Genomic DNA, 14013 nt, shown 5'->3' with positions numbered 1-14013 from the left:
CGGCGGGTTGAAGGCCCAGCGCAGGCCGACCAGCACGGTGTGCGCGGCATACTCGCCATCGACGCTGGCACCGGTCGAGGTGGTGTAGCTCGGATCGCGGGTGGCGAAATAGCGGTAGTCGGCGAACAGGCTCAGCTGCTCGCTGACGTCATAGCCCACACCGGCGATGCCCTGATAGGCCAGCACGATGTCGGAGTCGTTGAGGCTGCCCGCACCGATCGGGGCGATGCCGTCATACTTCACGGCCGCGCCGCCGATACCGACGCCGAGATAGGGGGTGAAGCCGCCCATATCGAAATCGTACAGCAGGTTCAGCATCAGCGCCTGGGCGCGGGTGTTGCCGGCGCCGTTCACGCCGCCAACGGTGTCCGCATCGTTGCCGCGGTAGGAGAACTCAAGCTCCAGGCGCGGGGCGCCAAACTTGTAGCCCAGCGCGGCGGCACCCAGCGCGCCGGTGTCGAAATCGGCCTCGCTGCTGATGCCGGAGCCGCTGATGTCGGCGTCTTCCTGCAGGTTGACGCCGGCGCCCAGGCCCAGATACCAGCCATCCGGCTGCGCCAGGGCGGCGGTCGGGAGGCCGACCAGCAGCGCCGCGGCAATGATTGGCGCATTGAACTTCATGGTGTGTACCCTCTTCTTTTTGCAGAAGGAATTATTCGGCGGCCGCGAAGTCCCGTCCGGTACCGCGATGGCCAGCTCCTGTTAAGCAATAACAAAAAACTGTGCCGGCTTCACGGGATTCACAGGGACTGTTGCTAGAAGGCTAGGGTTGTGGCCAAAAAGTCACGAAATCCTATTGAAATACCGCGAATCAGCGCTCCGGGCCGCGTTCGGGACTCCGTTCGGGGCCGGGGCCGGGCTTCTTCAGCGGGCGTTCCAGCGCTTCCAGGAACTGCCGGCGCTCCTCCGGCGTCAGCTTTTCGTTGATCGACAGCAGCAGATTATGCAGCACATCCTGCATCGCCGCCGACCGGTCGCGCACCTCTTCCAGCGCCCGCGCTGCCGCATCGGGATCGTAGGGCTGCTTCAGCATCGCCTCGTGCATGCTGCCACGGGCACGGCGCAGGTCGCGGAAGGCATCGCGCATATTGGCGCGCTCGCGCTCGAACACAGGCTCCAGCTTCTGCCGCGCCTGCTGCGGGACGGCATATTCCAGCGGACCGAAGCCGAAGCGGCGCTCCTTCGGGCCGCGATCACCATGCCAGTGCGACAGCGCGCTGCCGGCGATGATGCCGGCCAGCAGCAGGTTCAGCACCAGCGAGGCCGGCAGCAGCCAGCGGCGCAACCGGGATTTCCCCGAAGACCGGTTTTCCGGGGCGTCAGTCATAGCTCGTGTCTCCCGTTCCGTTCTGGCCGGCCAGCGGGCCGAACGCCAGGGCGGCGACATCCTGTTGATCGATGGCGGCAAGATCGATGGTGGTACTGCCGCCGGAGGTGAAGGGGCTGGTGACCGGGGCAGCGGCGAAGCCCAGCCAAAGGCCGATGACAGCGGAGGCGGCCAGTGCTGCCGTGAAGCGCCAGGGCGAATTCGTATTGGCCGGTGCCGGCACGGTAATGGCCGGCGCTACCGGCTGCCGTGCCGCATTCCGGATGCGCGCCGCGAGATCGCCGGCCGGGGCCGGGGCGGGCGGCAGCGCGTCCAGCGCGCGGTCCAGAAGGCGCGCCTGTTCCAGCCGGGCCTGCGCCGCCGGGTCCGACGCCAGCAGGGCCTGCGCTGCGTTGCGTTCCGCCGCCGGCCAGCGCGCCGGGTCGGCGCCATAGGCGTCGAGCAGCGCGTCCAGCCGCCGCTTATCCATATCCTTGTGTCCTTCGGTCATGACAAGCCCTCCAGCAGATCGCGCCCTTGCGCGCCCAGCAGTTCCCGCAATTTGCGCCGGCCCCGCGCCAGCAGCGATTCCAGCGCTTCCTCGCTGATCTCCAGCAAGGCGGATGCCTCGGCCTGGCTCAGCCCTTCGTAGTAGCTCAGCACCAGCGCCGCGCGCTGGCGTTCCGGCAGGCTGTCGAGGGCGTGGCGCACGGCCAGCCCGCGTTCGTCCTCCTCCATCGCCTCGCCGGGGCGGGGGGCCGGGTCGATGCTCTCCGGCGGTTCGTCCATCAGTACCAGCCGGCGGCGGCGCAGCCTGTCGTGGGAAAGGTTGAAGGCGACGCGGTAGAGCCAGCTCTTCAGCCCGGCCTCACCGGGCCGCCAGGATGACGCGTTGTTCCACAGCCGCAGGAAGCTTTCCTGCGCCACATCCTCGGCCTCCGCCCGGTCGCCCAGCAGACGCCAGGCGAGCCGGTGGATCATGCCGAGATGGCGGTCGAGCAGCAGGGCGAAGGCGGCATCGTCACCGGCGGCGAGACGCAGGATGAGGTTGTCGTCTGAAGGTTCGGACTCGTCCGTCTTCTGCACACGCCATCCCCATTCCGTCGTTCGCCGCACGGCGCCGTTCCTGCCTGATGCCTTGGAAGGGATCAGTCGCGCGTGCCGGGCGCTTCGCCCTGCGGGCCCTTCATGAAGCGCCCGGCACGGAACTTACCATGATGCGGCAGCCCGTCATGCTTGTGCTCGAACCGGGCCTGGCGCAGTTCCTCCGTGGTCACCACGCCGTCCCAGTTGGCGTCGAGACGCCCGAACATCGGGGCGGGGGAATGGCGCTGCTCGTCCGGCCCGATCTTGCCGTCCTTGTTGCGGTCCATCCGCGCGAAGCCGCGCTTGGCCATCTCGTCCAGCCGCGCGGCCATCATCGAGCGGAACTCGTCGGGCGACAAGGCGCCATCCTTGTCGGTATCGAACTTGGCGAGCCGGGCCGCGTGTGCGGCCTCGACCTCCGCGCGGGTGATCTGGCCGTCCTTGTTCGCATCGAAGCGTTCCAGCATGTGCTGGACGCGCTGCTCCCGCTGCTCGGCGCTCATCCTGGGGGCGCGCATGTCGTTCACCGCATGGGCGATGCCGGGCAGGGCGGCGAAGCCGCCGAGCGTGATGCCCAGTGCTGCCGCGCCCAGCAGGGCGACTCGCAGGGTGGGGGGCAGGTTCCGCTTGCGGCTGTTGGTTTGTGTGGTCATGGGGGTCATCCTTTCGTGTAAGGGGCGGTCCGTTTCTTCCGGACCTGCCCTATACACGCAGGGGCGGCGGATTTCCGTCGCGGCGCTTTTTTAGCGCCTTAATCTCAACGCCTGCCGAACAGCCTTTCGATATCGGCCAGCTTCAGCTCGACATAGGTGGGGCGGCCATGGTTGCACTGGCCGGAATGCGGCGTCGCCTCCATCTGGCGCAGCAGCGCGCTCATCTCCTCGGCGTTCAGCCGGCGCCCGGCGCGCACTGATCCGTGGCAGGCCATGGTGCCGCAGACATGCGCCAGCCGGTCCTCCAGCGTCAGCGCCTGATCCCATTCGGCGAGGTCGTCGGCAAGGTCGCGGACCAGCCCGGCGGCGTCGGTCTGGCCGAGCAGCACGGGCACCTCGCGCACCACCACGGCGCCGGGCCCGAAGGCCTCGATGACGAGGCCGAGCCTCGCCAGATCCTCGGCGCGCGCGGTTAGCCGCTCGACGGCGGCCTCCTCCAGCTCCACCACCTCGGGCAGCAGCAGCGCCTGGCGCTTCACCCCGTCCCGGGCCAGCGCCTCCTTCATGCGCTCATAGACCAGCCGCTCATGCGCCGCGTGCTGATCGACGATGACGATGCCGTCGGCGGTCTGCGCGACGATATAGGTGCCGTGCAGCTGCGCGGTCGGCACGCCCAAAGGCAGGTTGGCGGGCGGCGGCGCGTCCGGCACGGGCATCGGCCTTGCGGCGGGCTGGGCCTCCAATCCCGGAAGCGAGGAAGAGGGAAGAGGCGCATGATAATCATGCAGCGCTTCCGCCAAAGCCCCGCCCTGCGCGGGATAGGCATAGGCAGGACCGGGCCTGTATTGCGGGCGGAAGCCCGATGCCGGCCCGTCATTCCGGAAGGCGCCCAGCGCGGCCACCGAGACGGTGGTGGAGGCACGGTGCCCGGCCTCGGCCAGCGCATGCTTCAGCGCCGAGACGATGAGGCCGCGTACCAGCCCGGATTCGCGGAACCGCACCTCCGCCTTGGCCGGGTGCACGTTCACATCCACCGCTTCCGGCGGGATGACCAGGAACAGTGCCAGCAGCGGATGCCGGTCATGCGACAGGAAATCCTGATAGGCCCCGCGCACCGCGCCGAGCAGCAGCCGGTCCTTTACCGGGCGGCCATTCACGAACAGGAACTGCATCTGCGCATTGCCGCGATTCAGCGTCGGCAGCCCGGCATAGCCGGTGAGATGCAGCCCCTCGCGCATGGCATCGATGCGCAGCGCATTCTCCGAGAAGGAGTCGCCCATGATCGCGGCCAGCCGGCGCAGCCTGATATCGAACAGCTCGCCCTGTCCGGCGGCCAGCTTCACCGAGGTCCGCGCGCCGTCGCCCAGCGTGAATCCCACATGCGGATGCGCCATTGCCAGCCGGTTGATGGTGTCGATCGCCTGGCTGTATTCGGCGCGCGGCGTCTTCAGGAATTTCAGCCGCGCGGGCGTGGCGTAGAACAGGTCGCGCACCTCGACCCGTGTGCCCGGCGGATGGGCGGCGGGTTCGACCGGCAGCTTGCGTCCGCCCTCGATGGATATCTTCCACGCACTGTCCGAGTCCCGCTTGCGCGAGGTGATCGAAAGCCGGCTGACCGCGCCGATGGAGGGCAGCGCCTCGCCCCGGAACCCCAGCGAGGATATCCGCACCAGATCATCGTCCGGCAGCTTGGAGGTGGCATGGCGTTCGACCGCCAGCTCCAGCTCGTCCGGCGTCATACCGAAACCGTCATCGCTGACCGAGATCAGCGACTGCCCGCCATCGCGCAGGATCACGTCGATGCGCGTCGCCCCGGCATCCAGCGCGTTCTCGACCAGCTCCTTCACGGCGCTGGCCGGACGCTCCACCACCTCGCCGGCGGCGATCTGGTTGACCAGTATGTCGGGCAGGCGGCGGATGGCCATGGCGGCGTCAGCCCATCGCGCCGAGATAGTCGCGGGTGAGCACCTTTCCCTCCTCGACGGCGGGCTGGTCGAACGGGTCGATGTTCAGCAGATGCGCGGCGATGATGGTCTCCAGCATGAAATGCATCATCAGCGCGCCCAGCGTGCCCTCATCCACCGTGTCGATATGGATCAGCCGGGTCGGGCGCTGGTTGCGGATCAGCGTCTCGGCGGTGGCGCGCTGCTCGGCATCCAGCAGATCGCCCATGGTGCGGCCGCGCAGATAGGCGGGTGTTGCCTCCCCGGCCACGCCATCGGCGATGCGCGGGCCGGTGCCCGCCACCTTACCCAGGATCACGGTGAACATCTTGTCGGCCGGGCCGGCGAGATAGAGCTGCAGCTGGCTGTGCTGATCAACCGTTCCCAGCGCGTTCACCGGCGTCGTGCCATTGCCGTCCTTGCCCAGGCTTTCCGCCCAGAGCTGCCGGTACCAGAAGCTGAGGTCGTTCAGCTGGTCGAGATAGGGCATCAGCACGGTCTGGCCTGCCCCCCGGCTGTCGGCCAGCAGCAGCGACAGGGCGGCACCCACCGCCGGCGGGCAGTCCATCGGGTCTTTTGCGGCGAAGGCGGTATCCAGCACCGACTGCGCGCCCCGGCGCAGCGCGCGTACATCCAGCCCGGCGATCAGCGCCGGCAGCGCGCCGACACAGGACAGCACGGAATAGCGCCCGCCGACCTTCGGATCATGGGTGACCGTCGGGATGCCATAGCGCTTTGCCAGCTTGCGCAGCGGGTTGTCGGTCTGCTCGGTGATCGCGGTCACATGGGCGGCGACATTCTCCTCGCCGACTGCCAGCACCAGCGGTTCCAGGCAGGTGAGGAACTGCATCAGCGTTTCCGCCGTGCCGCCCGACTTGGAAATGACGATGATGCCGGCGCGCTTGAAATCCACGGCGGCGAACAGCGCCTGGAAGGTGGCCGGATCGACATTGTCCATGAAATGCAGGCGCGGCGTGCCCTCGGGCGGGCCGAAGCCCTTGTCGGTGAGGCGGTAGAGCGTGCGCCCGCCAAGGCTGGAGCCGCCGGTGCCCAGCACGATCACATCGTCGAACCGCGCGCGGTAATCGGCGGCGATGGCCTCCAGCTCCGGCAGGTCATCCTCGCGCGCCGGCAGGCGCAGCAAGGGCAGGCTGCCCTCCTTGTGCCACTGGCGCAGCGCCGCCAGTGCCGGGGCCGCCAGCGCCACGCGGCGCGCCAGCTCGCTCTCGCGCGGACCCGCCGCGCCGATCCGGCCTGACAGGCAGCCCGCTATATCTTGTGTATAATACATAAACAAACACCATTAATGGGTAAGCTTCAGGGTAGCAAGCCGCCGCCCCTCCGCCAAGGGGGCTGGGGCGGCGGAGGGGGTACTCGATCATGGGCTACCCCACCTTACGTCATTCCCGGCCTTGTCCCCCATGGGCGTCCGGGGAATCCAGGGTTCAGCTTACTCGACCGACGATCCAGTAAGCGGAAGCCTGGACCCCCGCAATAAATGCGGGGGTGACGGTTACAGGAACCCGCCTATAACGCCGCTGACGCTCTGAAAGCTCCCGGCTCAGGAATCCTGGCCCGGTGCCGGCTTTGTCGCGGTAACGCCCTCGGGCTGGCCGACGATGACGAAGGTCAGGGCCTTCGGGTCGAACAGGCTGGCGGAGAGGCGCTTCAGATCGTCCATCGTCACCGCTTCGATCAGGCCGGCGCGGCGGTCCAGATAGTCGATGCCGAGATTCTCGCGCTGGATCGCCACCAGCATGGAGGCGATGCGGCCCGAGCCATCAAGCGACAGAAAGTAGGACCCGGTGAGATAGGCCTTGGCATCCGCCACCTCCTCGGCGGTCGGCCCGTCGCTGGCCATGCGCTGCCATTCGGCGCGCACAAGGGCGATGGATTCCGCGACCCGCGCATTGGCAGTGCCGACACTGCCGGCGATGGCCGCCGAATGATCCATCGGCGCGAGGCCGGCGGAGACGGAATAGGCGAGGCCGCGCTTTTCGCGTATTTCCTCGGTCAGGCGGGAGCCGAAGCCACCGCCCATGATCTCCATCAGGATGGCGGCAGCGAAATAGTCGGGATCGTCGCGCTTCAGCCCGCGCTGGCCGAACAGCACCGTGCTCTGCGGCATGGTGCGGTCGATCACCATCACATCGCCGGCGAAGGCCGGCTGCACATCGGGAATTTCCGGCAGGCTTGCCGTGGCCGGCAGGGTGCCGAAGATGCGGTCGAGCGCCGGGGCCAGCTCTTCCGCTGTGATGTCGCCGACCACGCCGACCAGCAGATTGGCGCGGGAGAAGCGCTGGCTGACCACCTGTTTCAGGTCGGCAGGGGTCAGGGCGGCGACCGACTCCGGCGTGCCGCTGCCGCGCCGGCCATAGGGATGGTCCGGATAGGCGCTGGTCCAGAAGGCGCGGCTGGCGATGCTGCCCGGCCGTTCGCGCTCGCGCTTCAGCCCGACCAGCATCTGGCCACGCACCCGTTCCAGCGACTCGGGGTCGAAACGCGGCTGGGTCAGGGCGAGGCGCAGCATGTCGAACGCGGTGTCGCGGTTCTCGGTCAGGGTGCGCAGCCCGCCGCTGATCCCGTCCTGGCTGGCGGAGAAACCCAGCGAGATCGACAAATCGGCCAGCTTCTTCTGGAAGGCCTGGCTGTCCATGTCGCCGGCGCCCTCGGTCAGCAGGCTGGTCGTCATGCTGGCCAGCCCTTCCTTGCCGTCAGGATCGGCGGTGGCACCCGCGCCGCGGAAGCCGGCCTCCAGCGCGATGATCGGGTTGCTATGGTCTTCGACCAGCCAGGCCTCGATGCCGCCGGGGCTGACCACGCGCTTGATCTCGATGGCGTGGGCTGGGGAGGCGACGGCCAGCAACGCCAGCAGCGGGAGGATGACGAGCAGGCGGGTAAGATGGGTCCGCATTGTCTGATCCTTATTCGGGCTTAGCTGGCGGGCTTAGCTTGCGGGTTTCGGGCGCAGGATGCCGGTGACCGACTGTTCGGGCTTCAGCACGGCGCGGGCGGCGGCCTCCACCTGGTCACGGGTCACGGCCTCGATGCGCGCCGGCCAGGCCTCAACATCCTCCAGCGTCTGGCCGGTGGCCAGCGCGCGGCCAATGACGTTGGCCGGGCCGCGGATACTGTCGCGGGCGAACACCGCGTCGGCGCGCAGCCGCTGCTTGGCGTCGGTGATTTCCGCATCGGTCACGCCCTTTTCCAGCAATGCCGCGATCTCGGCATCAATGGCGGCCTCGACCTTCTCAATCTTCACGCCGGGCTTGGGCGAGCCATAGAAGCCGAAACCGCCCGGCCCCAGCGCATCGGCGCTGTAATAGGCGCCAGCCGAGACGGCGAGGCCATCCTCGATCACCAGCTTGCGGTAGAGCCGGCTGGTCGGGCCGCCGGACAGGATTTCCGCCAGCACATCCAGCGCATAGGCATGCTCCGTCTCGCCCCAGACATAGGAAGGGGCAAGATATTGGCGGGAGACGCTGGGCTGCTGCACGCGGGCGTCACTCAATTCCAGCCGGCGGGCAGCCTGCTGCGGCGGCTCGTTCACGCGGTCGCGTGGCGCAATCTCGCGGCGCGGGATCGGGCCGTAATATTTCTCCGCCAGCGGGCGCACCTGCTCCACCGTCACATCGCCGGCAATCACCACGAAGGCGTTGTTCGGCACATACCAGCGCTGGTACCAGTCCAGCGCGTCCTGGGTCGTGAGCGTGCGCATCTCCGATTCCCAGCCGATGATCGGGATGCGGTAGGGGTGGTGCAGATACTGCGCGGCACGCATCTGCTCGCCCAGGATGGCGCTGGGGTTGTTGTCGATGACCTGCCGGCGTTCCTCCAGGATCACGTCGCGTTCCGGCAGCACGACCGCGTCGGTCAGTGCCAGATTGGCCATGCGGTCGGCCTCCAGCTTCATCATCAGCTCCAGCCGGTCGGCGGCGACGGTCTGGAAATAGGCGGTGTAGTCCCAGGATGTGAAGGCGTTGTCCTGGCCGCCATTGCGGTTGACGATGCGGCTGAACTCACCGGGAGCCAGCTCGCCGGTGCCGCGGAACATCAGATGCTCTAGGAAATGCGCGATGCCCGACTTGCCGCGCTGCTCGTCGGCCGATCCGGTGCGGTACCAGACCATATGGGTGACGACCGGGATGCGATGGTTCTCCACCACCACCACCTGCAGCCCGTTCTCCAGCGTGAAGCTCTTCGGATTGAAGACGGCGGCCTGGCCTGGCGTCGCGGCGAGCAGCAGCGCCAGTACGGCGCAGAGGGAGGCAATCGAGCGGAAGAGGACGGATCTCGGCAGGGTCATGGCGCCTGTTCCTCGGGGGTCGGGACGGTAGAGTAATCCAGCCCGATCAATATGGCCCGATGATGGCGCGGCGGCGAGGTGTGCGTACTAGGTTGGGGGAATATTTTCCGCCCCTCCCCCGATGTCCTTCGAGACGCCCGCTGAAGCGGGCTCCTCAGGACGAGGGGAGAGTTGGAATACCGGCGGTGCTTCCTGGTGACCTCATGCTGAGGAGGGCCGCCAGGTCACCTGGCGGCCCGTCTCGAAGCATAGGGCGGCTTAAAAGGTCAGCAGCTCGGCGCGGATGACGCCGGGCAGGGCGCGGATGCGCTGCAGCACCGCATCCTCGACCGTGCCGTCGATATCGACCAGCGACAGGGCGACGCCGCCCTTCTCGGTGCGGCCGAGATAGAAGCTGGCGATGTTGATGCCGGCTTCGCCCAGCGTGCTGCCCAGCTTGCCGATGAAGCCCGGCTCGTCACGGTTGCGAACATACAGCATGGTGGCGCCGAAATCGGCCTCCATGCTGATGCCGCGCACCTCGACCAGGCGCGGCGCGCGGCCGCCGAACAGGGTGCCGGCGACGGTGCGGGTCTGCGAGCCGTCGGTGGTGGTCACCCGCACCAGCGTCTGGTAGTCGCAGTCGCGGTCATGCGCGGTCAGGCTGACGGCGATGTCGCGCTGGCGGGCGAAGCTGGGCGCGTTCACCATGTTCACGCTGTCGCTGATCGGCTTCATCAGCCCGGCCAGCGCTGCCGCCAGGATCGGCTTGCTGTTCAGCGTCGCGGCATGGCCTTCCAGCTCCACCGTTACCTGGCCGATGCCCTCGACGGTCAGCTGGCCCAGCATGCTGCCCAGATATTCGGCCAGCTGCATGTAGGGCTTCAGCTTCGGCGCGTCCTCGGCGGAGACCGAGGCCACGTTCACGGCGTTGGAGATGGCGCCGGTCAGCAGATAGTCGGCCATCTGCTCGGCGACCTGCAGCGCCACATTCTCCTGCGCTTCCGAGGTGGCGGCGCCGAGATGCGGTGTCACCACCACATTCTCCATGCCGAACAGCGCGTTCTCCTTGGCCGGCTCGACCTCGAACACGTCCAGCGCGGCGCCGGCGACATGGCCGGATTCCAGGGCTGCCTTCAGCGCCGCCTCATCGATCAGGCCGCCGCGCGCGCAATTGACAATGCGCACGCCCGGCTTGGTCTTGGCGATGTTCTCGGCGTTCAGGATGTTGCGGGTCGAATCGGTCAGCGGCGTGTGCAGCGTGATGAAGTCGGCGCGGGCCAGCAGCTCGTCCAGCTCCACCTTCTCGATGCCGATATCCTGCGCGCGCTCCTCGGTCAGGAAGGGATCGAAGCCGATCACCTTCATCTTAAGCCCCTGCGCCCGGTCGATGACGATCGAGCCGATATTGCCGCAGCCGATGACGCCCAGCACCTTGCCGAACAGCTCCACGCCCATGAAGCGGTTCTTCTCCCACTTGCCGGCATGGGTGGAGGCGTTGGCTTCGGGAATCTGCCGGGCCAGCGCCATCATCATCGAGATCGCGTGTTCGGCGGTGGTGATGGAGTTGCCGAACGGCGTGTTCATGACGACCACGCCCTTCTTGGTCGCAGCCGGCACATCGACATTGTCGACGCCGATACCGGCGCGACCGATCACCTTCAGGCCGCCGGCCTTTTCCAGCACGGCTTCCGTCACCTTGGTGGCGGAGCGGATGGCGAGGCCATCGTAATTGCCGATGACGGACACCAGCTCGTCGGCCTTCATGCCGGGCTTGTAGTCCACCTCGATCCCGCGCTCGCGGAAAATATCGACGGCGCGCTCCGACAGCGCATCGGAGATCAGAACCTTGGGCATCGTCTTCCTATTCTTTCAACAGCAGGGGGATCAGGCGGCCTTGGCGGCCTCATTCTTCACCTGGGCGTAGGCCCAGTCGAGCCAGGGCAGCAGGGCCTCGATATCGGATGTCTCGACCGTGGCGCCGCCCCAGATGCGCAGGCCTGCGGGGGCATCGCGATAGGCGCCGATGTCGTAGCCCACACCCTCGGCCTCGACCAGCGCGGCCAGCTTCTTGGCGGCCGCGGCCTGCGCCTCGGCGGACAGGCCGGTGAACCAGCTGTCCTTGATGACCAGGCAGATCGAGGTGCTGGAGCGGGTTTCCTTCGTCTCCGGCAGGAAGGCTGCCCAGTCGCTTTTCTCGACCCAGGCCTCGACGGCCTTCAGGTTGGCCTGGCTGCGCGCGATCAGCCCCTTCAGCCCGCCGAGGCTCTCGGCCCAGCGCAGCGCGTCGATCTGGTCCTCGACGCAGAGCATGGAGGGCGTGTTGATGGTCTCGCCCTTGAAGATGCCCTCGTTCAGCTTGCCGTTCTTGGTCATGCGGAACAGCTTGGGCAGCGGCCAGGCCGGCTTGTAGCTCTCCAGCCGTTCGACGGCGCGCGGGGAGAGGATCAGCATTCCGTGCTGCGCCTCGCCGCCCAGCACCTTCTGCCAGGAATAGGTGACGGCATCCAGCTTGTCCCAGGGCAGGTCCATGGCGAAGGCGGCGGAAGTGGCGTCGCACAGCGTCAGCCCCTCGCGGTCGGCGGGGATCCAGTCGCCATTGGGCACGCGCACGCCGGAGGTGGTGCCGTTCCAGGTGAACACCACATCGCGCGAGAAATCGACCTGGCCGAGGTCCGGCAGCTTGCCGTAATCGGCCTCGATCACCCGCACATCGGTCAGCTTCAGCTGCTTCAGAATGTCGGTCACCCAGCCGGAGCCGAAGCTCTCCCACGCCAGCGCATCGACGCCGCGCGCGCCCAGCAGGGTCCACATCGCCATCTCGAAGGCGCCGGTGTCGGAGGCCGGCACGATGCCGATGCGCCAGTCGGCCGGCACGCCGAGGATGGCGCGGGTGCGGTCGATCACCTCGGCCAGCTTGGCCTTGCCCAGCTTGGCGCGGTGCGAGCGGGCTACGGCAGCGTCGGACAGCGCGGCGGGCGACCAGCCCGGACGCTTGGCGCAGGGGCCGGAGGAAAAGTACGGGACGGCGGGGCGCGTATTCGGCTTCATGGCGGGGTTCCCCTATTTTCGGTGCCGCTAATGGAGGCGGTGGCGGGCGATACTAAGCGCATAATGCTGCATCGCGTCAATGCACAGCTTGACGCAGGGGGCATGCCATCGGACGGCCTGTAAAGGGCGCTTACAGGCCAGCATTTCCGCCGCTTTCACCCTGCGGAAGGCATTTCCGCCACGCAGAAGGGGGAGGTTTGTCGGAACGACACTTCCGTCCGCTCGTCCGTCATTCCCGGGCTTGTCCCAGGAATCCAGAGTTCAGCCTCCTCCGGCAGGCATCCAGCAAGCGGAAGCCTGGACCCCCGCAATAAATGCGGGGGTGACGGGTGGAGATGGAACGGCAACCACCTCCCATAATGCCGCCGCCGCCCGCCGATCCGGGTTGCATCCGCCGGCGATATGCAGCATGCAGGCATCAGGTGAGGAAAGCCAAGGGGCCGGCCCATGTTCGGCATGCTGAAAACGGTCGCGGCGCTGCTGGTCAGCGTTGCCCTGCTGCTGCTGGCGAACGGGCTGTTCTCCACGCTGCTGGCGGTGCGCATGACGGCCGAGGGGTTCTCGACCGGCCTCGCCGGCCTGGTCGGCGCCGCCTATTTCGCCGGTCTCGTCGCCGGCAGTCTGATCGCCCACAAGCTGGTGGAGCGGGTCGGCCATATCCGCACCTTCGCCGCCCTGGCCTCGCTGATCTCCGCCTTCGCCATGGCGCATGCGATCTTCGTCGATCCGCTGGTCTGGGCGGTGCTGCGCGGGCTGACCGGCATCTGCATGGCCGGCGTCTTCGTGGTCACCGAAAGCTGGCTGAATGGCGCCGCGACCAACCAGAACCGCGGCCAGATGCTCTCAGCCTACCTCATCACCACCTATCTGGCGCTGGGCCTCGGCCAGTTCCTGCTGACCGCCTATGACCCGACCAGCTTCGTGCTGTTCAGCCTGGCCTCGATCCTATTCTCGGTCTCGCTGGTGCCGCTGGCGCTGGACCGGCAGGCCAGCCCGACGCCGGTGCAGCCGGCGCGCTTCAGCTTCGCCAAACTTTACCGGATATCGCCGCTGGGCGTCATCGGCTGCCTGGCCAGCGGCGTCCTGACCGGCGCCTTCTACGGGCTGGGGCCTATCTTCGCGGCCGAGATGGGGCTGTCGCTGGCCGGCATCTCCGCCTTCATGAGCGCCACCATCCTGGGCGGGCTGGTGCTGCAATGGCCGGTCGGCAAGCTGTCCGACCGGTTCGACCGGCGCAGCGTCATGGTCGCGGTGCTGGTGGCCGCCGCCCTGGTCAGCCTCGCCGTCGTGCCGGCGCTCGGCCTGTCCTTCGAGCTGCTGCTGGCGGTAGCCGCGCTGCAGGGCGGCCTCAGCTTCGTGGTCTATCCGCTGAGCGTCGCCCATACCAACGACCATATTTCCGCCGACGATCTGGTGCCGGCCTCGGCCGGTCTGCTGATCGCCTATGGCGCGGGGGCGGTGATCGGCCCGCTGGGCGCGTCGCAGGCGATGGAGATCGCAGGGCCGGCGGCGCTGTATTACACGCTGGCGGTGACGTCGCTGCTGGTTGCCGGCTTCGGCCTGTACCGGATGACCCGCCGCGCCGCGCCGACGGTGGAGGAACAGGGGCCGTTCGTGCCGCTGACCCGGATGACCGGCGTGGCCTCGGAACTCGACCCGCGCGGCGAAGAAGACGCCACCGCCAGCTGA

Annotated in this window: 12 protein-coding genes; 1 reads left to right on the top strand and 11 read right to left on the bottom strand. The window is 67.8% G+C overall.

The window, feature by feature from the left end; genetic code table 11:
- The 11 genes from P24_RS16105 to P24_RS16055 form a co-directional block, all read right to left on the bottom strand.
- Nucleotides 1-621 (bottom strand): outer membrane protein (locus P24_RS16105; RefSeq protein WP_008945805.1); only part of this gene is annotated, 621 nt, incomplete at its 3' end.
- Between the two features lie 190 nt (nt 622-811).
- The gene (locus tag P24_RS19435; RefSeq protein ID WP_192813257.1) at nt 812-1327 is read right to left on the bottom strand and encodes a periplasmic heavy metal sensor; all 516 of its coding nucleotides are present in this window, start codon (nt 1325-1327) and stop codon (nt 812-814) included.
- Entirely contained in the window at nt 1320-1817 is a 498-nt protein-coding gene (locus tag P24_RS20315; protein ID WP_008945803.1) for a hypothetical protein, read from the bottom strand. Before P24_RS20315 ends, P24_RS19435 begins: the two co-directional genes overlap by 8 nt.
- The gene (locus tag P24_RS16090) at nt 1814-2422 is read right to left on the bottom strand and encodes an RNA polymerase sigma factor (protein WP_083859832.1); all 609 of its coding nucleotides are present in this window, start codon (nt 2420-2422) and stop codon (nt 1814-1816) included. The genes P24_RS20315 and P24_RS16090 overlap by 4 nt, the downstream gene beginning before the upstream one ends.
- Before the next feature lie 32 nt (nt 2423-2454).
- Nucleotides 2455-3045, bottom strand: a complete 591-nt coding sequence (locus P24_RS16085) for an EF-hand domain-containing protein (protein WP_008945801.1) — start codon at nt 3043-3045, stop codon at nt 2455-2457.
- 104 nt (nt 3046-3149) lie between these two features.
- Complete coding sequence (gene mutL, locus P24_RS16080) at nt 3150-4970, bottom strand: DNA mismatch repair endonuclease MutL (RefSeq protein WP_008945800.1); 1821 nt, start codon at nt 4968-4970, stop codon at nt 3150-3152.
- Between the two features lie 7 nt (nt 4971-4977).
- Nucleotides 4978-6279: a hypothetical protein gene (locus tag P24_RS16075; RefSeq protein ID WP_008945799.1), complete on the bottom strand. Its 1302-nt coding sequence runs from the start codon at nt 6277-6279 to the stop codon at nt 4978-4980.
- 270 nt (nt 6280-6549) lie between these two features.
- Nucleotides 6550-7902, bottom strand: a complete 1353-nt coding sequence (locus P24_RS16070; RefSeq protein WP_008945798.1) for a M16 family metallopeptidase — start codon at nt 7900-7902, stop codon at nt 6550-6552.
- 33 nt (nt 7903-7935) lie between these two features.
- Nucleotides 7936-9294: a M16 family metallopeptidase gene (locus P24_RS16065; RefSeq protein WP_008945797.1), complete on the bottom strand. Its 1359-nt coding sequence runs from the start codon at nt 9292-9294 to the stop codon at nt 7936-7938.
- A 258-nt stretch (nt 9295-9552) separates the two neighbouring features.
- Nucleotides 9553-11130, bottom strand: coding sequence for a phosphoglycerate dehydrogenase (gene serA, locus P24_RS16060; RefSeq protein WP_008945796.1), 1578 nt, complete (start codon nt 11128-11130; stop codon nt 9553-9555).
- Between the two features lie 30 nt (nt 11131-11160).
- Entirely contained in the window at nt 11161-12324 is a 1164-nt protein-coding gene (locus P24_RS16055; protein WP_008945795.1) for a phosphoserine transaminase, read from the bottom strand.
- A gap of 447 nt (nt 12325-12771) precedes the next feature.
- Between P24_RS16055 and P24_RS16050 the strand changes: the two genes are divergently transcribed.
- A complete protein-coding gene (locus tag P24_RS16050) occupies nt 12772-14013 on the top strand; it encodes an MFS transporter (RefSeq protein WP_008945794.1) in 1242 nt (413 codons plus the stop codon).

The organism is Oceanibaculum indicum P24 (genome assembly GCF_000299935.1).
Lineage (GTDB): Bacteria > Pseudomonadota > Alphaproteobacteria > Oceanibaculales > Oceanibaculaceae > Oceanibaculum > Oceanibaculum indicum.
Note: the sequence above shows the minus strand (reverse complement) of the source record. Positions and strands in the feature narration are given on the sequence as shown.